At 72.5% G+C, this 21990-nt stretch carries 17 protein-coding genes; 14 read left to right on the forward strand and 3 right to left on the reverse strand.

Annotated features, from left to right (window positions below):
• Positions 1-3 precede the first annotated feature (3 nt).
• The 13 genes from SCWH03_RS22215 (at position 4) to SCWH03_RS22275 (ending at position 16809) form a co-directional block, all read left to right on the forward strand.
• Positions 4-1179, forward strand: coding sequence for an aminotransferase-like domain-containing protein (locus SCWH03_RS22215; protein ID WP_173266059.1), 1176 nt, complete (start codon positions 4-6; stop codon positions 1177-1179).
• On the forward strand, positions 1176-3497 hold the full coding sequence (locus SCWH03_RS22220) for a lantibiotic dehydratase (RefSeq protein ID WP_173266060.1): 2322 nt from the start codon (positions 1176-1178) through the stop codon (positions 3495-3497). Before SCWH03_RS22215 ends, SCWH03_RS22220 begins: the two co-directional genes overlap by 4 nt.
• Positions 3494-4552, forward strand: coding sequence for a 2,3-diaminopropionate biosynthesis protein SbnA (gene sbnA / locus SCWH03_RS22225; protein WP_173266061.1), 1059 nt, complete (start codon positions 3494-3496; stop codon positions 4550-4552). The genes SCWH03_RS22220 and sbnA overlap by 4 nt, the downstream gene beginning before the upstream one ends.
• Positions 4549-5577 carry a 2,3-diaminopropionate biosynthesis protein SbnB gene (gene sbnB, locus SCWH03_RS22230; RefSeq protein ID WP_173266062.1) on the forward strand — a complete coding sequence of 343 codons (1029 nt, stop codon included), beginning with the start codon at positions 4549-4551 and terminating at the stop codon, positions 5575-5577. The genes sbnA and sbnB overlap by 4 nt, the downstream gene beginning before the upstream one ends.
• Positions 5574-6335: an SDR family oxidoreductase gene (locus SCWH03_RS22235; RefSeq protein WP_173266063.1), complete on the forward strand. Its 762-nt coding sequence runs from the start codon at positions 5574-5576 to the stop codon at positions 6333-6335. The genes sbnB and SCWH03_RS22235 overlap by 4 nt, the downstream gene beginning before the upstream one ends.
• A gap of 54 nt (positions 6336-6389) precedes the next feature.
• Positions 6390-6686 carry an acyl carrier protein gene (locus SCWH03_RS22240; RefSeq protein WP_173266064.1) on the forward strand — a complete coding sequence of 99 codons (297 nt, stop codon included), beginning with the start codon at positions 6390-6392 and terminating at the stop codon, positions 6684-6686.
• Positions 6683-7216, forward strand: coding sequence for a 3-hydroxyacyl-ACP dehydratase FabZ (fabZ, locus tag SCWH03_RS22245; RefSeq protein ID WP_254076942.1), 534 nt, complete (start codon positions 6683-6685; stop codon positions 7214-7216). Before SCWH03_RS22240 ends, fabZ begins: the two co-directional genes overlap by 4 nt.
• A gap of 488 nt (positions 7217-7704) precedes the next feature.
• Positions 7705-9777 (forward strand): GNAT family N-acetyltransferase, encoded by a 2073-nt coding sequence (locus SCWH03_RS22250; RefSeq protein WP_173266065.1) that lies wholly within the window; start codon positions 7705-7707, stop codon positions 9775-9777.
• A gap of 35 nt (positions 9778-9812) precedes the next feature.
• The gene (locus SCWH03_RS22255; protein ID WP_173266066.1) at positions 9813-10853 is read left to right on the forward strand and encodes an aminomethyl transferase family protein; all 1041 of its coding nucleotides are present in this window, start codon (positions 9813-9815) and stop codon (positions 10851-10853) included.
• Positions 10853-13168 carry a beta-ketoacyl-[acyl-carrier-protein] synthase family protein gene (locus SCWH03_RS22260; protein ID WP_173266067.1) on the forward strand — a complete coding sequence of 772 codons (2316 nt, stop codon included), beginning with the start codon at positions 10853-10855 and terminating at the stop codon, positions 13166-13168. The genes SCWH03_RS22255 and SCWH03_RS22260 overlap by 1 nt, the downstream gene beginning before the upstream one ends.
• Before the next feature lie 76 nt (positions 13169-13244).
• On the forward strand, positions 13245-13931 hold the full coding sequence (locus tag SCWH03_RS22265) for a 4'-phosphopantetheinyl transferase family protein (RefSeq protein WP_216854783.1): 687 nt from the start codon (positions 13245-13247) through the stop codon (positions 13929-13931).
• A complete protein-coding gene (locus SCWH03_RS22270) occupies positions 13928-15091 on the forward strand; it encodes a hypothetical protein (protein ID WP_173266068.1) in 1164 nt (387 codons plus the stop codon). The genes SCWH03_RS22265 and SCWH03_RS22270 overlap by 4 nt, the downstream gene beginning before the upstream one ends.
• Before the next feature lie 359 nt (positions 15092-15450).
• Positions 15451-16809, forward strand: coding sequence for a DHA2 family efflux MFS transporter permease subunit (locus SCWH03_RS22275; RefSeq protein ID WP_254076943.1), 1359 nt, complete (start codon positions 15451-15453; stop codon positions 16807-16809).
• Positions 16810-17120: 311 nt separating this feature from the next.
• Here the strand turns inward: SCWH03_RS22275 and SCWH03_RS22280 are convergent, their stop codons facing one another.
• The gene (locus SCWH03_RS22280) at positions 17121-18095 is read right to left on the reverse strand and encodes a hypothetical protein (RefSeq protein ID WP_173266070.1); all 975 of its coding nucleotides are present in this window, start codon (positions 18093-18095) and stop codon (positions 17121-17123) included.
• 672 nt (positions 18096-18767) lie between these two features.
• Between SCWH03_RS22280 and SCWH03_RS22285 the strand changes: the two genes are divergently transcribed.
• Positions 18768-19628, forward strand: a complete 861-nt coding sequence (locus tag SCWH03_RS22285; protein WP_173266071.1) for an ETX/MTX2 family pore-forming toxin — start codon at positions 18768-18770, stop codon at positions 19626-19628.
• Positions 19629-19814: 186 nt separating this feature from the next.
• On the opposite strand, the gene SCWH03_RS22290 is transcribed toward SCWH03_RS22285, so the two are convergent.
• Both SCWH03_RS22290 and SCWH03_RS22295 read right to left on the reverse strand, forming a co-directional pair.
• Complete coding sequence (locus SCWH03_RS22290) at positions 19815-20111, reverse strand: hypothetical protein (protein WP_254076949.1); 297 nt, start codon at positions 20109-20111, stop codon at positions 19815-19817.
• A gap of 649 nt (positions 20112-20760) precedes the next feature.
• Positions 20761-21669, reverse strand: a complete 909-nt coding sequence (locus tag SCWH03_RS22295) for an endo-beta-N-acetylglucosaminidase H (protein ID WP_173266073.1) — start codon at positions 21667-21669, stop codon at positions 20761-20763.
• Positions 21670-21990 lie beyond the last annotated feature (321 nt).

Below are 21990 nucleotides of genomic sequence, written 5' to 3' on the forward strand. Positions count from 1 at the left end.
GCCGTGTGGACCGACACGCGACCCGCCGTGGAGATGCCGCGGCTGTTCGAGCGGGGCGGGGACACGGTCTCCTTCGCCGGCGGGCTGCCCGACCTCGACGTGCTGCCCCTGGACGCGATCTCGCGCCAGATGTCCGCGCTGGTGCGGCTCGGCGGCAGGGTGGCCCTCCAGTACAGCACTCCGCACGTCGCCCAGGCGCTTCTCCCGGCGATCGTGGATCTGATGGGACGTGAGGGAGCGCGCCCGGATGCCGGCGGCCTGGTCCCGACGAGCGGCTCCCAGATGGGGCTGATGGCGGTGGGGCTCGCCCTGGCGGTGCCCGGGGAGACCGTGCTCGTGCAGACCCCCGCCTACCCGGGTGCCGCTGCGGCCTTCCGCACCGCCGGCCTGAGGCTGCACGCCCTCCCTCGGGACGCCCGGGGCCCGGCGCCGGAAGGCCTGCGTGAAACGATTCTGCGGCTTCGCGGGGTAGGACGTACCGCGCGGCTCGTCTACTGCAATCCGACCTTCCAGAACCCCACCGGCGCCACCCTGGACGTCGACCGCCGCAGGGAACTGCTCGCGGTGGCCGACGAGCTCGGCCTGCTGCTGATCGAGGACAACCCCTACGGGCTGCTGGGCTTCGCGGGGGAGACCACCGACACGCTCACGGCGCTCGCCCCCGAACGCGTCGTGTACCTCGGCACCTTCTCCAAGGTCTTCGCGCCCGGCCTGCGCTGCGGCTGGATCGCCGCGCCACCCGAGCAGGCCGCCGCGCTGCGCCGCACCACGGAGGTGATGGCCCTGTCCCCGTCGGCGCTGGCCCAGGCCGCGATCGCCGCCTTCCACGCACGCAGCGGATGGACGGAGCTGATCGACCGCTACCGCGCCGCCTACCGCGAACGCTGCGCGCTGATGACCGACGCCCTGGAACGCGAACTCGGCGACGGCGGGCAGTGGACCTGGCAGCGGCCGCAGGGGGGCTTCTACCTGTGGCTGCGCCACCGCGGCGGACTCGACACCGGCCCGCTCGCCCGGGCCGCCGCCGAGCGGGGCGTCTCCTTCGTCCCCGGGAGCCACTTCCGGATCGACGGGGAGCCCTCGAACGCGCTGCGGCTGTGCTTCAGCCACGTGCCCAGGGAGCGGATCGCCGCGGGCGTCTCCCGACTGGCCACCGTGCTCAGGGGAGACGCGGCATGAGCGGACAGCCGCGTCCGGCCCGCGCCCTCGGCCGTGCCGCGTTCGCCCCCTCCCATCCACTCGCCGGCAGCGACTGGCGGGTGTGGGACGTCGGGCTGCTGCGCGGCGCCGGCTTCCCGGTGTCCGGACTGGAACTGCTCAAGGGCCCCCGCGCGGCCCGGGCCGCCCGGCTCCTGGAGTCCGAGGGCCTCGAGGCGTTCCAGGCCGCCTACCGGGCCGACAGCGCCGCCGAGTCGAAGGCGCTGGCCGGCCTGGCGGCGGACGGCACCTTCCGGCGGGCCGTCGCCTGGCAGAACCGCACGATGTACCGCGTACTGGACTCCGTCGCGGCCCGCAGCGGCAAGGCGAGCAGGCGCCGGCGGCGGGAACGGGGCGTCGCCATGTACTGGCTGCGCTACTGCGCCAAGGCCGACATGATCGGCTTCTTCGGCCCCGGCGCGTGGATCAGCGTCGGCCGAGGGCGGCGCGCCGTGGACCTCGACCACGGGCCCGCGCTGACGGCGGAGAGCCGGACGTCCTTCGAACGCTGGGCGGTGGCCGCACTCGCCGACTGGATGGTGGCGCAGCCGGGTGCCCGCTGGTGGTTCCCGCCGATGCTCAGGGCCGACGTCCACCTCGCCGGCGACCGGCTCCTCCTCCCGGGCGGGCGCACGATCCGCCTGAAGGACGACGACGCCCGCGTCCTGCGCCTCGCCGACGGCGACCGCAGCGCCGAGGCCGTCGCCGAGGCCACCGGCTGGGACCCGGCGTCGGCACGGGAGCGGGTGGAGAAGGCCCTGCAGCGGCTCCTGCGGCAGCGGGTGCTGACCTGGGACGCCAACATCCCCGTCGACGTACGCGCCGAAGAGGTCCTGCGCAGGCGCGTGGCGGGCATCGGCGATCCCGGGCTGCTCGCACGGTTCGGCGCAGTGCTGGCGGAACTCGACGGGCTGCGGGAGACGATCGACGGCACACGCAGCGCGGAGGAACTCGCCGACGCGCTCGACCGGCTCGACGCCTTCTTCGTCCGCATCACGGGACAGGCCGCCTCCCGGGAAGAGGGAAAGATGTACGCCGGCCGGACGCTGTGCTACCAGGACTCCCTCCGCGACTGCCGCATGGACCTGGGGCGCGACTTCCTCGACTCCGTCGCCCGCCCCCTGGTCCTCGTCGCCGACGCCGCCGACTGGTTCGGCAACCGCCTCGCCGAGCTCGTGGAGGCTCAGGTCGCGGGCTTCGTCCGAGAGGCCGCCGGCGGCCGGGGCGGCCCGGTGGCCCTCGCCGACGTGTGGACGCGGGTGCTCAACCTCTTCTGGGGAGACACCGCGGCCCCGGTGCGGACCGCCACCCGCGAGCTCGCCCGCAAGTGGCAGGAGGCGCTCGGGGCGGACCCGGCGGCGGAACTGCCCGCGCGCCTGGAGCTCTCGGTCGCGGACATCGAGGAGCGGGCCGGGGAGCTGTTCGCCACCGGTCCCGTCCGCTCCCCGCACCTCGCCCTGCACAGCCCCGACCTGCAGATCGCCGCCCCCTCGGTCGACGCGGTCAACGCCGGGGAGTACACGGCCGTACTCGGCGAACTGCACGCCTGCCTCGCCACGCTCGACCCGGGCTCGCTCGACTGGACCACCGGCGCCGCCTCGCTCCGCGACCAGGTCAACGCGGCCGTGGGCGCGCAGCGCCTGGTACCGCTGCTGCCGGTCGACTGGACGCGCAACAGCGGACGGGTGGTCCCCGCCCCCGTCGGGACGACCGACCGGCTTATCGGCTTCACCCGGGCCCCCTTCGACGACCGCGCCCGGGTGGATCCGGCGGCGTCCATCACCCTGCACGAGACGGACGGCACCGTCACCGCCACCACACCCGACGGCCACGAGTGGAACATCGCCGAACTCCTCGCGGTACCGATCTCGATCATCGCCGCCGACGCCTTCAAGATCGGACTCGACCGGGCGCACGCTCCCCGGGTCACCCTCGACGGCCTGGTCCTGTTCCGGGAGACCTGGCGCCTGCCCGTCGCGGGCACCGGCCTGCCGCGGAAGGCGGACGCCGAGCGCGACTACCTGGCCGTACGGGACTGGTGCGCCCGCAACGCCCTGCCCGACCTGCTCTTCGTCAAGTTCCAGGCGGAGACCAAGCCGTACCTCGTCGACTTCACCAGCCCCACGCTGGTCCTGTACTTCGCCAGCATGGTCCGCGCCGCACACCGGCAGGACCCCGAAGCGGTCGTGAGCCTCAGCGAGCCGCTGCCGTCCCCGGACGAATGCTGGCTGACGGACTCCCACGGCGAACGGTACGTCAGCGAACTACGCCTGCAGATCAGCAGAAAGGTGCCGGAATGAGCCTGGTAACCCGAGACGGCTCGGCCGTATCCACGACCCGCCGCTCCAGGAACCCCGATATCACCGCGACGATCGGAGGAACGCCGCTTGTCGCACTCGACCGCCTCTTCCCACCCGAGCGGTTCCAGGTGTACGCCAAGTGCGAGCGCTTCAACCCCGGCGGAAGCATCAAGGACCGGGCCGCCAAGTCGATGCTCGAAGAGGCCATCCGGACGTCGAAGGTCGTCCCCGGGGTCTCCACGGTGGTCGAGTCGTCCTCCGGCAACCTCGGGATCGCACTCGCCCAGCTCTGCAACTTCCACAAAATCGCCCTCGTCTGCGTCGTGGACCCCCACACCACCACGCAGAACATCGCCATCATGCGGGCCTACGGCGCGCGGGTCGAGGTCGTCGACCGCGACCCCGCCTCCGGCCAGTACCTGCCGGCGCGCATCGCGAGGGTCCGGGCACTGCTGGAAGCCCTCCCCGACGCCTACTGGCCCAACCAGTACGCGAACGAGTGCAACGCCCTGGCCCACCACCACACCATGCGCGAGATCTGCGAAGCCCTGCCCCGCGCGCCCGACTACCTCTTCCTGGCGACCAGCACCACCGGAACGCTCCGCGGCTGCGCCGACTACTGCCGCGAGAACGGGCTGGCCACGAGGGTGGTGGCGGTGGACGCGGTGGGAAGCGTGATCTTCGGGCCACCGGAGCCGGGCGGCGCCCGCCACCCGCGCAGGATCCCCGGACACGGAGCGGCGATCGTACCCCCGCTCCTGCGGCCGGACCTCGCGGACAAGGTCGTCAAGGTCACCGACTACGAGTGCGTACGCGGCTGCCGCCGGCTGCTCGCCCGCGAGTCCATCCTCGCCGGCGGTTCCTCGGGCGCCGTGGTCAGCGCCCTGCAACGGTCCTCCTCCTCGATCGAACCGGGCGCCACCTGCGTCGCGGTGCTTCCCGACGGTGGCGACCGCTACCTCGACACCATCTACTGCGACTCCTGGGTGGACACCCACCTCCGCCCGCACCCGAACCGCTCGCCCCACCACGAACAGGACAGGACCGAGGCATGAGGATCCTCAACCGAGACGACGTCGACGCCGCTCTGAGTGATCGCGAACCCGCGGTCCTGGAAGCGGTGCGCACCGCCTACCTCCTCCACGGCCGGGGCCGTTCGCGGGTGCCGTTCTCCGGTTTCCTGCGCCCGCCGGAGCCCGCCGGCTCCCGCATCATCTCCCTTCCCGCCTACCTGGGCGGTCCCGAACCCGTGATGGGCATGAAGTGGATCTCCTCCTTCCCCGGGAACGTGGACGAAGGACTCCAGCGGGCGTCCTCGATCCAGGTCCTCAACGACCTGCGCACCGGCTACCCCATCGCGCTCCTCGAGTCAAGCCGGATCTCCGCGTCGCGGACCGCCGCGAGCGCCGCGCTCGCCAGTGCGGCACTCCACGGCACGCGCGCGGTGCGCACCGCGGGGCTCATCGGGTGCGGCACGATCAACCAGCGGGTCCTGGCGTTCCTCGTGCGGACGCACCCGGAACTGGAGGCCGTGCTGCTCACCGACGCGGTGCCGGAACGAGCCGAAGTCCTCGCCGCAGAGCTGCGCCGCCTGCACCCGGCCATCGCCTTCCGCACCGGCGACGCCGCCGCAGCGCTCGGCGCCCGCACGGTCAGCGTGGCGACCACCGACTCGGGCTACTGGCTCGATCTCGCTGCCTTTCCCCACCGCCCCGACGGCCAGGTGATCCTGCACCTGTCGCTGCGCGACCTCGACACGAAGTCGGTGCTCTCCGCCCGCAACGTGGTCGACGACGTCGAGCACGCCGTCCGTGAGCGCACCTCCCTCCACATGGCCGAACAGGAGGTCGGCAACCGCGACTTCGTGCATGCCGAGATAGCGGCCGTGCTGGACGGTTCGGTACCGCCCGACCCCGGGGGCACCACCGTCTTCTCGCCCTTCGGCCTGGGCATCCTGGACCTCGCGGTCGCGCAGGAGGTGCTCGCCTACGCCACTCGGGCGGGCCTGGGCACCGAGGTCGCGGGATTCGCCCCCGGCAGCCACCGGGTGACGTCGGCCATGACGGAGAAGCCGGCATGAGCGGCCCCGGAAGCCTCTTCCCCGAGGGCACGAGGGCCCTGGTCACCGGCGCGTCACGGGGTATCGGTGCGGCGATCGCCGTCACCCTGGCCGAGCACGGCTGCGACGTCGCCGTCAACTACCGCTCCAACGCGTCCAAGGCCGAGGACGTCGCCCGGCGGATCCGCAGCCTCGGCAGGAAGAGCCTGCTGCTCCAGGCGGACGTCTCCGACGAGGCGCAGGTCACCGCGATGTACCGGGAGCTGAGGGCCGCGTGGGGTTCGCTCGACGTGGCGGTGCTCAACTCCGGGGTGACCTCCGACGGCCATCTGGCCGCCATGAGCGGTGCCAAGTGGCGGCAGGTCATCGACACCAACCTCACCGGCACCTTTTTCACCGCACGTGAGGCCACCAAGCTCATGTACGTCACCGGCGGTGCGATCGTCCTCATCGCGTCCACCAGCGGCGTCGCGGGCCGGGCGGGCCAGGCCAACTACGCCGCGAGCAAGGCCGGGGTGATCTCCCTGGCCAAGACGCTGGCGTACGAGGTCGCCGCACGCGGCATCCGGGTCAACGTCGTGGCCCCCGGATTCATCGACACCGACATGGTGAAGAAGCTGCCGGCCGCCCGACGGGCCCACGCCCAGCAGTCCATACCGATGGGGCGCATGGGGACGCCGCGGGAAGTGGCGCACGCCGCCGCCTTCCTGGCCGGCCCCGGCGCCTCGTACATCACCGGCAAGGTGCTCACCGTCGACGGCGGAATGATCCCCGTCTAGCCGTGCCGTCCGGCACACCGACGACCCCACACCCCCCTGACGAGAGGAACCCCCGTGTCCGTCGCCACCTTCGAGCAGATCCGCGCCCAGGCCCAGTCCCGCCTCGAGAAGAACACACACCTGAAGTCGATGATCATCGACCGCCTGGGCCTGGACGTGGAACCGTCCGTCGTCTCCGACAACCAGCCGCTGTTCGGCCGCGGCCTCGAGATGGACTCCCTGGACACCCTGGAGATCGTCGTCATGATCAACAGCGAGTACGCCGTGCTGATCAGCGACGACGACTTCGAGGCCTTCGGCTCCATCAACGCCCTGGTCGACTTCGTCGAAGCCCGCGAGGCCCGGTCGTGACGGCCGCCACCGCACCACCCGGTGGATCCGGCCGCCGGGCCGCGGCGACCGCCGGCAAGCGCAGCTACTCCTGCGACGACATCAAGCGGATGCTGCCGCACCGCTGGCCGATGCTGATGATCGACCGCGCCTACGACGTGGTACCAGGCGTGTCCGGCCGGGGGGTGAAGAGCGTCTCGGTGAACGAGCCGTTCTTCGCCGGGCATTACCCCGACCACGCGGTCATGCCCGGAGTCATGATCGTCGAGTCGATGGCCCAACTCGTGGCGGTCGTCTACGTCGCCGAGATCATCGAGGCGGCCCAACCGGGCGCGGACGCCGGCGACGCCTCGAAGAGCGTCGGCTACCTGGGCTCCATCAGCCAGATGCGGTTCTCCCGGCTCGTCGTGCCGGGCGACCAGCTGACGCTGGAGGCCACGCTCGGCGAGCGCCTCGGCGAGCTGCGCCGGGTGTCCGTGCGCGCGAGCGTCGGCCGGGAGCAGGTCGCCTCGGGCTCCCTGGTGGTCACGTCCGGACGCAGGGCCGTCTAGTGCGCCCGGCGAGCGTCCCTCCCCGCCGGGCGCCGGGCACGCTCTCCCCCGCCGCCCCCGGACGCGCAAGGTGCCCCCGGGCCCCGTCGGCGGATGCCTCCGGCGGGCGGCCGGTACCGGTGCGGCCGGTACGGGGACGGCCCTGCGCCTCGCGACCGCTCGCCCGGACGCCGCAGGCCCCCGGCCCCGCGGGGAGGACGGTGCCGCCTCCGCCGCACACCCCGGCGCGGCTGCGGGCAGGGTCCGCCTGCCGGAGGGCGGCGCCCGCCGGGCCCGAGGCGAAGGACCGCCCGGCGCCGATGCGCCCCGCCGGGGCCCGCGCGCACGGCTCGGGCACGCCGAGGGCGGCCGTGCCGGGGCGCATCCCCGCCGGAGCGGCCGCTGCCGGGAGTCCCGGTGACGGGCCGGACGGCAACCGGGGGAGTGCACGCCGCACGGCAGCCGGCCCCGGCCCGTCACCCATCCGACCGACGAGAGAAAGATGTGGAATGTCCGTCACCATCCGCCCGTACCAGGTGGGCGACGCGCAGGGCATCGCGGAGCTCTTCAACCGCCACCACGACAACCCCAACCCCGTGGCGGGCGGGATCACCGCCGGCGAGGTCGTGCGCGAGCTCGCCGAACGGGACACCGGGGCGTTCCTCGTCGCGGTGGACGACGGCCGGGTGGTGGGCACCTTCGGGCTGTTCAACAGCACCGGCCGGAGGGCGGCCCGAGCCGGTGAGCTGATCGCCGACATGTTCTTCGTCGCGCCGGCCTACCGCAACGGAGTACTCACCGGCCGGCTCTTCACGGAGGCCGTCGAGTGGATGATGCGGTCCGGCTGCCTCGTCCTGCGGCTCACCGTCAACCCCGCCAACACCGTGGCGTTCCGGCTCTACCGCCGGGTGGGCTGCGTCTCCGTCGGCCGCACCACGCCCGGCGAGGACGGCAACGTCGAACTGCACAACTACATACCGCTCGTGCTGCGCAGCGTGGTCGCGGATCTCGGCGACGAGGTGAGGTCGGCCCTGCGCGGGGTCACCAGCTTCGCGACGCTCGTCGACTCCCCCGACGGCGGGCTGAGTTCGGACGTCCGCCTGGTCGACGGCGCCCGTACCGTGCACTACCGCCTCCTCCTCGGCGACTTCCGGCTCACCGCGAGCGTGGACGTGGACCGCGGCACGGTCCGCCAGGCGGCGGTCGGCCGCATCGGCGACGGCACGGTGCGGCCCCTGCGGCTGACCGCCCCGCCCTACCGGGTCCGCGCCCCGCGGCGGGCCGCACCGCACCGCTTCACGGCCGGCGGAGCGGTGTGCGAGGTGGACGGCGACGACGCGACCGTGCGCGTGTGGCACGAGGGCCACCACGGGCCGGTGTTCACCTCCACCTGGCCAGGCTGCCGGGCCAACGGCCCCTCCGGCTGGCGCGAGGGCGGGCCGCGCGATCTGCGCGTCGTCCGCGTCGCCGGCGGACTGCGGATCACGGAGAGGTGCGGCGAGGACGAGGTCGTCGGCACGGTCACCCTCGACGGGGGAGTCCTCCGGCAGGACTTCGCCTTCACCACCCCGCCGGGCCGGATCTTCCAGACGGTGGGTCTGCGCCAGGGCGTCTTCGTCCACGCCGACGGGCAGCGCCACCCGCTGGGCCTGGGCATCGGGGTCCGCGACGCCTCCGAGGTGGTCGCCGCCTCGGAGCCCGTCCCCGCCGGCGGGGAACTGGTCTGGCTCGGCACCTCCACCGAGATCCGGATCCCGGTGAGCGGGCCGGCGCGGCTGGTGCACAGCGCCCTGCTCGAGCGGGGCCTCGAGCGCGGCGCGGACGGGGTGGCCCGCCTGCGCACCGTGCTACGGCCGGCCGCCGTGCCCACCGCGGCGGCGCGCGCCCCCGTCCGCAGGACCCCGCGGACCGGGGGGCCGCGCAGGCTGGAACTCGACGCCGCGGCCGCCGGGGTGACCCGGTGGACGGAGGGCACGACGAAGGTCCTGCGCAGTCCCCACCCCCGCACCCGGGCGTTCGGCTGCAACCCGTCCTGGTCCGCAGGGATGTGGATGACCAGGGAGCAGCACCGGTTCCACCGCTCCGCCGGCCTCGGCTGGGGCGTCCCCTCAGCGGCCGGGTGGGAGGAGAAGCACCCGCTCGCCCTCTACTGCCCGCAGGCGAGGACCGGTTGGGAGATCACCGCCCCGGCCGACGCCACCGAGCCCCTCCGGGTGCACGTGCACACCTTCCGGGACGAGCACGAGTACGCGGACGATCACGCGGAGGATCACCCGGAGGCGGCGGAGACCGTCCTGTGGATCACCCCCAACACCCCGCGGAAGACCGCCGTCGTCCTCGAATCCGGCGGAAGGCGGTGGGAGTTGGCTCCCACCGGCTTCCGGCAGGTGTGGGCCGCGGCCGCCGCGGTCCGCCTGTCCGACGGCAGCTGGCTGGACTGCCGCCCCGCACCCGGATCCGGCGGCGAGCAGGAGATCGCCCTCCGCTCCACCGCGTCCGGCCTCCTCCTCGGCTGCGTCTCGCCGGCGGGCCGCGGGGACACCGCCTGGCACCTGTCCGTACACGACGAACCCACCGTCTGACCCGCCCCCACCGCTACGAAGGGAAACCGCCCACCATGACCACGACCACCGCCGCACTGCGCACCCTGACCGACGACTACGCCACCGTGCGCACGTCCGTCGGCGCCTACCGGATCGACGCGCCGCTGGTGCGCCTCACCGGAGACGACAGGCTGTCCTTCCTGGACGCCCTCCTGGCCAAGTCCGCGGACTTCGTGGAGCCGGACACCGTCCGGGAGGCACTCGCCCTCCACGATGACGGCACCCCGTTCGCGGTCCTGCTGCACTGCGAGGTGGGCGAGGAGTCCTGGCTGCTTCCCCGCACGCCGATCACGGCCGGGGAACTGCGCGGACACCTGGACGGGCTGGAAGTGCCGCCGGGCGTCACCGTCGAGTTCGAGCCCGAGGGCTGGGGCGCGACCGCGTTCGAGGGACCGGACGCCTGGTCCGTTGCCGCCGCCCTCGTCGACTTCGACATCTCCGGGCTGCCCCTGCACGCCGTCACGGAGGCGGCCGTGCCGGGTGCGCCGACGGCGGTCGCCCACCTGGCGCGCGTCGGCACCACAGGCGAGTACGGATACCTCCTCCTCTCCGACACCCCCGAGACGGCGTACGGGGCGGTCCTTGCCGCCGTACGGGAGCAGGGCGGCCATCCGGTCGGCCGCGAGGGGCTGGACCGCGTCCGGGCCGAGGCCGGAATGGCCACGTGCGCCGCGGGATTCCTCGGCCTCACGGTGGACCGGGCCGACCTCTCCTGGATGGTCGACTGGGACCGGCTGGGCGAGTTCCGCGGGTCCGGCGGCCTCACGCGGCCTGCGGCGGACGGCCCCCGGCTGACCGTCCTCACCGCCTCGCCCGGCAGCCGGTTCGCCGCCGGCGCCGAGGTGACGGCGGCCGGTGAGGCCGTCGGCACGGTCCTGTGGCAGGCCCCTTGCGCCAACGAGGACGAGGAACTCGTCCTCGCGCTCCTGGACGCGCCCTTCTGGGTTCCCGGCCTCGACCTGGCCGCCGAAGACGAGCAGGCCTCCCGCCGCCCGCTGTCCACCGTGACCCTCCCGCGCGTCGTCGCCCGCTCGCTGACCACGAGGATCTCCTGATGCCCGCCCCCACCATCGCCCTCACCGGCCTCGGGCTGATCACCGGGGCCGGGGAGGACGTCGAGACCTGCTGGACCTCCATCGTGGCAGGCGCCCCCGGCATCCGCACCAACACCCTCTTCGACACCTCGGAACTGCTGACCGACTGGGCGGGCATGGTCACCGGTGAGCAGAGGAGCGGACTGGACCGCTGCTACAGCCTCGCCGCCACCGCCGTCCGGGAGGCCGTACGGCACAGCGGAGTCGACCTCTCCTCGGTCGACCGGGAGCGGGTGGCGGTCGTCGTCGGCTCCAGCCTCGGTGCGATGCCCACCCTCGAGGGCGTCCACGCCGGCCTCGTCCTCGGGGGCGAACTCGACGCCCGGCGGGCGGTGACCGCACAACTGCCGTGCGTGGGCGACTACATCGCCTCCGAGTTCGACCTGCGCGGCCCCCGCGTGGTGCTCTCCAACGCCTGCGCGGCCGGCGCCGTGGCACTCGGGTACGCGGCCGAACTCCTGTGGCGCGAGGACGTCGACTACGTGCTGTGCGGCGGAGTGGACCCGCTGGCCACGCTCTCCGCCTACGGGTTCAGCTCCCTCGGAGCCCTCGACGCGGAGCCCTGTTCGCCCATGTCGGCCTCCACGGGCCTGACCCTCGGCGAGGGAGCCGCGTTCATGCTCCTGGAACCGGCCGACCGGGCCGAGCGGCGCGGCGCACGCGTCCTTGCCGAACTCGGGGGCTACGGCCTGTCCTGCGACGGGTACCACCAGACCGCCCCGGACCCGAGCGGCAAGGGGGCCTGCGCCGCCATGGCCCAGGCCCTGGAGACGGCCGGACTCGACCCGGACGACGTCGACTACCTCAACCTGCACGGCACCGGGACACCGGCCAACGACTCCTCGGAACCCAAGGCCGTCAGGAAGCTGTTCGGCTCCGCACCGCCGCCGGTCAGCTCCACCAAGTCGATACTCGGCCACACGCTCGGTGCGGCCGGTGCGGTGGAATCGGTCGTCAGCGCCCTGGCGATCGACCGCGGCGTCCTGCCCCCGACCATCAACACGCGCGGACTGGAGCCCCCCAGCGGGCTCGACATCGTCGCGGGCACCGGACGCGAGGGGCGGCCCGGCGTGGTGCTGTCGAACTCCTTCGCGTTCGGCGGGAACAACGCCTCCGTGGTCCTCAACCGGCCCGGGCGGACCGGGCGGGGCACCCGCCGCAGCGAGCCGCTGCACCAGGTCGTGGTGACCGGCGCGGCCGGCCTCGCGGGCGAGGCCGCCGACACCGCCGGCCTCGTCGCCGCACTGAGCGGCCGCCGCCCCTGCTACACCCGCACCGAACACGTCCAGGGCATCGGCGAGGTGCCGATCGGCCGCGTCGACGCCGACGCGGTGTCCCGCGCGATCAACCCCAGCCGGGCCCGCCGCATGGACCCGCTGAGCCTGCTGTCCGCCGCCGCGGTCGCCGACCTCTACAGCCGGCACGGGAAGCCCTCGCGCACCGAGGCCGAGGCGACCGGCATCGTGTTCGCCACCGGCTACGGCCCCTACACCTCGGTCCTCCGGTTCCACGAGGGCGTGCTGCGGCACGGCATCGCGGGCGCCAACCCCGCGCTGTTCGCCAACACCGTCGTCAACGCGGCGGCCGGGCACGTGGCGATGCTCAACCGCTACCGCGGATACACCGCCACCATCGCCAACGGCGGCACCAGTTCCCTCCTCGCGCTGCAACTGGCGGCCCGGGTCATCGCCCGCGGGGCAGCCGACCGGATCATGGTCGTGGTCGCCGACGAGTTCCCCGGCAAGGCCCTCGCCACCCAGGCCGCCCTCCCCGGCTACGCGCGCACCGCGCACGTCGTCCCCGGAGGCCGCACCGGCACCGTGCTCACCGAGGGCGCCGCCGCGATCCTGCTCGAAAGCGAGGAGGCCGCCGCCTCCCGGGGCGCTGGCGCCCTCGCCGCGGTGCGGGGGTTCGGCGCCTCCGGCGAACCGGCGGGCCTCGGCGGCATCGGCCGCGACGGCGAGGCCTGGGCACGCGCGCTGCGCACCGCGATGACCGAGGCGGGCGCGGCCCCGGACGACATCGGCACCGTCGTCTCGGCGGCCTCCGGCTACAGCCTGGTCGACATCGCCCAGGCCCGGGCACTGAAGCTCGCCGGCCTCGCCGACCGGCCCGTGACGGCCCCCAAGGCGCTTCTGGGAGAGACCTACGGCAGCGCCGCCGCGCTGGGGCTCGTGGCCGCGCTGTGCGGTGCGGCGCCGCCCGGCCGCATCCTGCTGTCCAGCTTCGCCTACGGCGGCAGCTACGCGGCGGCCGTCCTCGACACGGAGACCTGACCGGCGCCCCCGGCAGGCCCCGCCGAGGGCCGCCGCTACCGGGCAGGGCAGAACGCGACCCACCGTGGAGGTACCCGTGGAACACCGGCCGGCGCTTGAGGAACATCACGACACGAGGGGAGGACAGGACGCGCGGTGCGGCTCCCGCGGCCGCGCCCGGCCGTACGTCATCGACTGCCTGATCACCCGCCACCCCCACCTGCCCAGCGACCGCACGGGCCACCGCCTCAACGGCTCCGGACGCTCGCTGGTCATCGCCGCGGTCGGCGAGCTGAACGGGCTCGCCGTCACCGCACGCGATCTCGCGCGCGACCGGCACCTGCGCTGGAGCCTGCCCGACCACGGCCTGACCGCCTCGGTGACGCACTGCGGCACCCTCAGCGCCGTGGCCCTGTCGGCAGGCCCGCACGTGGGAGTGGACCTCCAGGACGAACGGGACCGGCCCGCCGCCCTGCGGTGGCTCGGCTCCCTCCTCGGCCGGGCGGAACCCGCCCAGCTGCGGGACTTCGCCGAGTGCGAGGCGCTCATCAAGGCCTCACACCTCACCAAGGAGACCTTCGCGGGGGTGCGGCTGCCCGGTTGGAGACCGGGATGGCGCCCCACCAACATCCCCCCCTACCTGGTGTGCTCCACCACCTTCGGCGCCAGCACCCACCTCGCCCTCGCCGGCACCCGGCCCGCGGCGGTGAGGTGGTGGTGGCGGCCGTCCCCCACCGCACGCGCCGCCCGCAGCGGCGATCCGACCACCCTGGAGCAAGGATGACCGCCACCTCCGAGCCCAAGGCCGAACGGCCCTACACCCGCCGCATCTCACCGATCGAACGCGGCTATCTCACCGCCTCGGCTGCAGGCTGCCCACAGCTGATCCAGATGGTCGTCGAAGGCGAGGGCCACATCGGCCCCGGCGCCCTGCGGGAAGCCGTGCACACCGCCACACGCGCCAACCCCGGACTCGCCGTCCGCCGGCGGGCCGCTCTCTGGCGCGCGGACGGCCCCTTCCCCCCGGTCGTGGAACTCGCCGGGGCGGGGGACCTCCGCGCGCCCTTCTACCACCGGGACCTCGACGTCGTGACCGGTCCCGTCTGCGAGGTCGGCATCGAGGAAGGACCGGCCACCCGCCTGGTCGTCCGCGCCAGCCATGTCGTCACCGACGGCCGGGGACTGCGCCACTGGATCGCCGACGTCTTCCGGGCGTTGCGGGGTGAGGAACCCCTCGGCGCCCTCTCGGACGTCGACGACGGCCACTTCCGTACCGCCGCCGGGCGGGTACCCCCCCTGAAGCCGCCAGGCCGGCTCCAGGGGCAGCCCGCGATCCTCGGATCCGGGCCGCCCGACGGCACGCCCCTGTGGAGCCGGCGCCGGATACCCGCACGCCCCTCGGCGATCACCGCCCGGGTGGCCGCCGCCCTCTCTAGGAGCATCACCGCGGACACGGGGCGCCTGATCGTGCCCGTCGACCTGCGCCGCCACGACCCCTCGGTGCGCTCCACCGCGAACCTCACCTCACGACTGGTGCTGGACGTCCACCGCGACGACGACTGGAAGCGGGTGCACGGCGAACTCATCCGCGCCCTGCTCCGCAAGCACGAGGTCGCGTCGCTCGCCGGGGACTTCCGGCGGAGCAACCCCTTCGCCAACACCATCAGCGAGGCGTGGGCCCCTGAGGGCTCCCACTTCCCCGGCACGGCGATCATCTCCGACCACGGCCCGATCGACACCGGCGGGCTGAGCACCGACCGGTTTCGGCCCACCGCCTTCTACACCCTCCCCATGCTCGTGCCCTACGTCGAGATGTTCGTGAGTGCCTGCCAGGCAGGGGACTCGACCGAGCTGACCCTTGCATGCCGCAACCGCCCGGGAGCACGCGAGGCCGCCGAGGCGCTCCTCGACGACGTCGCGAACGCTCTGGGCGACGCGTACTGACCCGACCCCTGCCCCGCGGACCCCGAAGGACGCCCCGCATGTCGACGACCGAACAGACCGACAACGGCTCGGCCGGCTCGCCCGGCTCGCCGGAACTCTCCGGAACCCCCGAACCGGTCGGGCACCCCCCGGGACCCCGGGAGCCCCGGGAGCAGCTCCCCGGGACGACCCGGCCGTCCACGCATCCCCGGGCGCACCCCCGGGCCGGAGCGGGGGAGCGGGGAGTGCGGGGAGCAGGTCCGCACCCCCCGCCGGAAGACCGCGCCGCGGATGCGGCCGGCACCCCCGCCGCGGGGTCCGCCGGTGCCCCCGCCGCAGAGGCGGCCAGGCCGCCCGCCCCCACCGCGTGGACCTCCGCCGTGGCGATCACCGGCAACTTCCTCGCCCTGCTCGACACCACGATCGTCAACGTCTCACTGCACGACACCGCTGCCCATCTCGGCAGCATCAGCCGGGTGCAGTGGGCGGTGACCACCTACCTCCTCGCCCTGGCAGCCCTCATGCCGGCCACCGGCTGGCTCGTCACCCGCTTCGGGGTCAAACGCGTCTTCACCGGGGCGGCCAGCCTCTTCCTGCTCGGCTCGGCAGCCTGCGCGCTCAGCAGCACGCTGCCGGAACTGACGGCCGCCCGCGCCCTGTCGGGAGCCGCCGCCGGAGTGCTCGTCCCCGCGTCGACCATCCTGCTCACCCGTGGAGTGCCCCGCGAACAACTGGGCCGGGTGCAGGGGCTGAACGGCAGCGTGATGCTCATCAGCCCCCTGCTCGGCCCCACGATCGGGGGCCTGCTCGTCCAGGCGGGGGGCTGGCGCGCGGTCTACGCGGTGAACATCCCCCTGTGCGCCGCCCTCGTCCTGGTGACCCTGCGCCGGGTGCGGCCGGATCCCCCGCACAGCCGGCAGGCGAGGCCTTTGGACGTGGTGGGCCTGCTGTCCTCGGCCACCTTCACCGTCTGCACCGTCCTGGCCGTCCGCGCCTTCTCCGGGCTCGGCTGGACCGCCTCCGCCGACCTGCTCGTCCCACTGCTCCTCGCCGTGCTGAGCGGTGCGGTGTTCGTGATCCGGGAACTGCGCGCCGCCTTCCCCCTGCTCGACGTGCGCCTGTTCGGACACCATGTCTACCGGACGGCTGCGATCAACATCTTCTGCCTCGGCTTCGTGCTGTACTCGCCGATGATGCTCATCCCGCTGTACTTCCAGTCGGCGCGCGGCGAGTCGCCCGTCACGACCGGCCTCCTCATGTCCGCGGGAGGCATCGGAGTGGTCGCCGCGTCCTGGCTGTGCCGCGTTCTGATGAAGCGCGTGGGAGGAGGCGCCACCGTCGTCATCGGCGTCGGGCTCACCATGCTCGCCACCGTGCCGCTCACCGGCCTGTCCGCGACCACGCCCTACCCCCTGCTCTGCGTGAGCCTCGCGGTCCGGGGCCTGGGCACCGGCCTGACCATCGTGCCCGCCATGACCAGGGCCTACCAGTCGATCCGCGCCGAGTCCATCCCGGACGCCTCCGCACAGCTCAACCTCATCCAGCGCATCGGCGGCTCCGTCGCCCTGGCCGTGGTGACGGTGCTGCTGGACCGGGCCGCACACCGATACCACGGACTGACCCCGGACGCCTTCGCCTCCTCCTTCGGCTGGCTGCTCGTCATCTACGGCTTCACCCTCGTGCCCGCGCTGGCCCTGCTCGTCGCCGACCGCCGGGAAGCCCGACACGCCCCGGGGTGACGCAGGCTGCGACCGCATACCCGCGCGTGCCGAGGGCGCAGGCCGGGACACCCCGGGGCGTGTCGGGCTTCCCCGAGCCGACGTCGTACAGCCGCGCCCGGGCGGTACGCACAAGTGCCGCAGCTCCGGGGTGACTCCAGGCGTGATCCGGCACCGGTCCGCAGCCGTCGCGTCTGGGGCCCGGTGCACGCGTCAGATGCCGGCTCCCTCTCGGCGCGGCCTGGGCACGGGGCGGGAGCGGAGCCCCCCGCCCGAAGCGGGCGGGGGGCTCCGCGGTGGTTGGGCGGCCCCGGGAGGGCGGTCCGCCGGGTTCAGTGCCGGAGCCAGGTGAACGTCCGCTTGCCCCCGCTGCCCTCGGCTGCCAGGTTGACCACACCGCTCTCGACGGTCAGGCCGTCGACGATGATCTCCGGCGGGAAGACGAGGTTCACGTAGCTGAAGGCCAGCTTGCCGTCCAGCGCGTCGAGTTCGGACGTGATGTCCTTGCTCTTGATGCTGACCGGGTTGCCCTTGGCGTCGTACAGCGATGTGTTGTCCCGGAGGTTCACGACCACCCGCACGGTCTTGCCGAGATAGGATTCGCCCTTGTCGCGAACGCTTGCGGCGATCTGCCCCGGGATCTGGCCCAGTTCGCGGTCCGTCACCCGCACATGGTCGCCGACGTGGGTGGAGAGTTCGTAGAAGGTGGCTGCCTCCTTGTGGGTGCGAATAGTCGCCTCCGCGATGTCCTGCTTTCCGAGTTGCCGCTGCGCCTTCTCGCTCTCCCGCGCTATGACGTCCTTGACCTCCTCCCGGCCGGCCTTGCGAGTGCGCTTGATCATGTCCATGGTGGTGTGCTGCCGCGAGGCGTAGTCGGGCTTCTTGGCGCTGGCGTCGTACGGCCAGGGCACCAGGTCGCTGTGCCGTATCTCCCAGAGCCGCTTCGCGTCGGTGTACTCCAGCGTGTAGTGAAGTCCCTTCACGGCGAAGTCCGAGACGAGTGGCCCGCCCGGCATCGCCGATCTGGCCAGCTCCATGGGTTGGGCCCGGGTGGCCCCGGCCACCTTGCCTATCTCACGCGATGCCAGGTAGGTGTCCTCCGCTGAGACTTCGGGGTCGGCAAGTGCCTCCAGATAGGCGTCGCAGGCTGCTTCCACCGCCTTCTTCAACGCCGTGGTCGCCGACGCGCCGAAGTCCCGCAGTCCATTCGCGAAAGGGTTCCGGCCGGTCTTCAACTTCGGGATGTCGACCGTCCAGCCTCCCGGCCACTTGGCCCCGCCGAAGTCCTTCTCGTCGAACCATGACATGAGTACCGTCTCCTCGTTCCGGTGACTGCGGCGGCTCTCCGTCCGTCGCAGTGAATTCAGGGGGGGCGTCCGAAGCACGTCCCACTCGCGCCCATCGCCCAAGCGGGGCCCGCCTGGAGCACGTCGGTTCCCGGGATTTCCCCGTTCGCCGAACGCCCTCGCCGCTGTCACCAAAGGCAACATCAGCGCCCTGACGTCGGTCAAGGCGCATCGATGGTTTCTCGGGAGGGTGTCTGATTTCCGTAGCGCCTGGTGTCCGAATAACCCGGGTCCGGTTTGACCTGGCTGTTCCTGGAAATCCGATGGGGTTTCCCTCTGGTCATGGACGGTGAATGAGTGCGTCGCGGGGGTGGCCGTCACCATCCAACGGATGTCGGGTGGTTCGGTTCAGCAGCATGGGTGAGGCTGCAAACTACCGTTTGGTAATCTCAGATCTTGCTCAATTCTTCCGTTCTGGCTGGTCGCGATCGGGTCGTGTGCCTGTATCTTTCCGAGCACCTTCAACGGCTCGTTGGACCTGCCAAATATGTTCAGCGGGAACGCTGTTGGTAACTGACCGGGGTCGAGTGCGGCGGTTCTCCGTGGCCGCGCGTGCTCGAGCCGACATCATCGGGAGGAACTGTGCTGAAGGCTTCGAGGAAAGTCAGCTGTGCGCTGGTGGGGGGAGCGTCCTTGGCGCTGGTCGCGGCGACGCCCGCGTCCGCGGCGACGGCCATCCCGGATCTGGACGCCGCGCTGCTGGCGCAGTACAGGCACGTCGACAGGAGTGTCGTCGGCGTCATACCCGCACTGTCGGCGAGCGGGACGCAGGTCACCGGGGTCGGCACGCCGGACGTTTCGGATGTCAGCCTGCTCTTCGTGGGCACGGCGTCGATGGACAACCGCACGTCCCTGCAGCAGAAGCTCACGAGCCAGCCGCTGTCGAAGGCCAAGACCACCGCCACCACCGTCACGGTCACCAACGGCTTCTCAAGTGCCAACAAGGTGTCCGCTACATTCAAGCTCTCGGATGCGGTCAGTGTCGGGTCGGAGACCGTGAACACGGTGTCCTACTCGACGGCCACGGCGCAGACCGCGTCGGAAACCGACACGTACACCCTCCCCTCCCAGAACGTCGACGTCCCGCCGATGACGCGGGCCTGCGTCTACGGGGACCTCGTGGGCAAGGTGGCCACCGGAAAGCTCTCCCTGACCACGAAGCTGAGCGGGAAGGTGATAGCGATGAGGATCGGCGCCATGCACATGGTGTTCTCGGACATGTACCCGACGCTCGTCAAGGCCCAGTCGAAGAGCGGCGCTCCCGCGCTCCCTTCCGGGTTCTCGCTGAACAGCTCGACCAGGAGCCTGGACTTCAAGGGCGCCGCCACCTATTCGACGACCTACGGCACCCATTTCAACGCGGTCCTCGCCTATACCTCACTCGACAAGCCGTGCCCGGCGACGCCTCCCACCGGGGGCCCCGCCGACGCATCGGCGGATTCGGTGACGGTGGTCAAGCGCTTCACCGTCCCCCTGGCCGGCAACGTCGGCTGACGGCCGGGACCGGCCCGGGTGGCGCTTCCGGTTCCGCCCGGGCCGGCGGTGTCTCCGCGGCTCCCTACCCACACCCGGGCACCCGGTCGCGGGCGCCGAAGGCGGGATGAGGTCGCGACAGCACGTGAAGCGCCGGGGGCTTCGTCCCGGAAGCTCCCGGCGCGGCGGTCCGCTACGCGGTCCCGCTCACACGGTGCCGGCGATCCAGCCGACGGTCTCGGTGGTGTGCGTCCCGTCGGCGGTGACCTTGCCGTGGGCGTGGAGTTCGTTGATCCGGATCTTGAAGCCGACGGTGGTGACGTCGGCGATGCGCAGTCCGGGGCTGTCGGGGCCGTTGAAGGTCTGGACGAACGGGACGACCACCACCGAGGACCCGTCCGGGAACGCCGCGGGGAAGGTGACCTGCGTGAAGGAGGACGTGTCCCCACCCACGGTGGCGACGGGGTTCGAGGAACTCAGCTGGAGTTTGCCGGTCTGGAACATGCTCACGGGCATCCGCCTCTCGACGACCGGCAGCGGCAGGACCGTCTACCGGTCTCGTCGCTCCCGGTGGTTCGGTCGCTTCTCGTGAACCGACCAGCCGGGAACTACCCATGAAAATACCTGTTTACCGGGTAATTCACCTCTTCGGCGGTTCTCTCCATCAACGGCCTGCTCGGGTCCGTCGGCATGCTGTAACGGCAGACCGGGCATCGGATGGGCGCCCCTCGCAGGTCCGGAGCGCCGGTCACGGCGACCCCCGGCCGGACCACGGCCCGTCAACCCGTCGCGGGGTGCTCGGCCTTGTCGCCGCACCGGCCCGGCTGGCCGTCGCGGCGGGGGCGATTCCGGCCGGGGACCGGATCGGCGGTTGCGGATCGCGGGCCGAGTCCGGCATCGACGATCCGCCGCCAGGGCCGGGGGAGCCGTCGTCCGGTCTTCGACGGGCTGGACGCCCACCGGCCGGGGGATCTTCCTTCTCGCCGAGGGGCAAGGGCCTGCCTGCTGCCCCTTCGCGAGGCAGCAGGCAGGCGTGTGAACTCCGTTCAGAGGGCGCTCGGACATCGTTGTCAAAGCGCCTGTGCGGGCGCGGGGCTAGGGGACGGGGCGGGCCGGCCGGGGAACGGGACCCGTGCCGGGACGCACGGGCGGCCTACGGCGTGTAGACGGCGTCACTGCCGTACAGCTCCCTGGTGAAGGCGGAGATGTCGGCGCTGCGATCGGCGCCGTCGAGGTCGTACGTGAGATAGACGCCGTAGCCCTCGGTGACGGTGCGGCGGGCGAGGTAGGCGGATGTGCTCGGCGAGGTGCGGCCGATCCAGACGGCCGCCGGCGACAACCGAGACTTGGGCAGCGCGACGCGGGGGACCCCCCAGGTGCCGTAGTACGGATTCGTGACGTAGTCGAACGCGGAGGAGATGTCGACGCCGTCGTGGGACAGGCGCGAGGCTGCCGGACCGATGTTGTAGAGGCTGATGATCTTGTCCGGCATGTTCGCCCGCAGTGCCTTCACCAGGTGCACGAACGAACTGTCGTTGGGCTGGGCCGTGCCGTTGCGGCCGTACTCGGCGTACTCGTCGTCGAAGTCGATACCGTCGAGGCCGTACTGGGCCACGGCGTCCGACATCTCCTTCGCGAACGCCGACGCCGCCTGCTGGGAGGTGAAGTTGGCGAACCCTGCGCCCTGGTGGTTGCCGAGCACCGAGAGCACGACCTTGATGCCCTGCTGCTGGAGCGGCCGTATCTCCGTGGCCGCGTTGTCGAGGACGCGCTGCACATTCTCGTTGAAGTGCAGGTACGCCGACTTCGTGCTCGTGTCGTAGTTGATGTTCGCCGCGAAGATCACGGCGACGTCGAAGGCGTTGCCGCCGCCGTCGGCGAGCGTGTACTTGCCGACGTTCAGGAGGCTGTTGCTGTTCACCTCGACGTAGACCACCGAGGTCGGCCCCTGTGTGGCGGGAGCGGTCTCCGCCGCCGCTCCGGTCGTACCGAGGGTGAGGGCTGTGACGGCCGAGAGGGCGAGCGCGGCTGTCCGTACTCTGTTCCGTACCTGATCGAACATCGTGGGCTGGTCTCCCATCGCATGTCTGGCACCGGGGTCGTGCGGAAGCGCCGAACGGGCTCGTTCGAAACTCCGTTGCCGAACCCGGGTACCGGGAATCGTGCGTGAACTCTTCACCACTTCCCCATACGCACCGCTGCAACCTCCTTGAGGCCCTTCTCGGCGAAAGGTCACCACGATGTTCCGGCCAGGAGGAGTGCAGCGCGGTCGATGCACCGATCCTGCTGGGGCTGATCGTGGCGTATCGCAGAGCCCGCCGTCCCCGCCGTACCAGCGCCGGCCGCTCGACGGGGGCTCGCCTGCCTCCTGCGATGCGCCATG

The organism is Streptomyces pacificus (genome assembly GCF_011766325.1).
Classification (GTDB): domain Bacteria; phylum Actinomycetota; class Actinomycetes; order Streptomycetales; family Streptomycetaceae; genus Streptomyces; species Streptomyces pacificus.

Coding starts and splice junctions, on each gene's coding strand:
- SCWH03_RS22235 (WP_173266063.1), top strand. CDS start 5,574: ATGAGCGGCCCCGGAAGCCTCTTCCCCGAGGGCACGAGGGCCCTGGTC.
- SCWH03_RS22220 (WP_173266060.1), top strand. CDS start 1,176: ATGAGCGGACAGCCGCGTCCGGCCCGCGCCCTCGGCCGTGCCGCGTTC.
- SCWH03_RS22250 (WP_173266065.1), top strand. CDS start 7,705: ATGTCCGTCACCATCCGCCCGTACCAGGTGGGCGACGCGCAGGGCATC.
- SCWH03_RS22255 (WP_173266066.1), top strand. CDS start 9,813: ATGACCACGACCACCGCCGCACTGCGCACCCTGACCGACGACTACGCC.
- SCWH03_RS22260 (WP_173266067.1), top strand. CDS start 10,853: ATGCCCGCCCCCACCATCGCCCTCACCGGCCTCGGGCTGATCACCGGG.
- SCWH03_RS22290 (WP_254076949.1), bottom strand. CDS start 20,111: ATGTTCCAGACCGGCAAACTCCAGCTGAGTTCCTCGAACCCCGTCGCC.
- SCWH03_RS22295 (WP_173266073.1), bottom strand. CDS start 21,669: ATGTTCGATCAGGTACGGAACAGAGTACGGACAGCCGCGCTCGCCCTC.
- SCWH03_RS22280 (WP_173266070.1), bottom strand. CDS start 18,095: ATGTCATGGTTCGACGAGAAGGACTTCGGCGGGGCCAAGTGGCCGGGA.
- sbnA (WP_173266061.1), top strand. CDS start 3,494: ATGAGCCTGGTAACCCGAGACGGCTCGGCCGTATCCACGACCCGCCGC.
- sbnB (WP_173266062.1), top strand. CDS start 4,549: ATGAGGATCCTCAACCGAGACGACGTCGACGCCGCTCTGAGTGATCGC.
- SCWH03_RS22270 (WP_173266068.1), top strand. CDS start 13,928: ATGACCGCCACCTCCGAGCCCAAGGCCGAACGGCCCTACACCCGCCGC.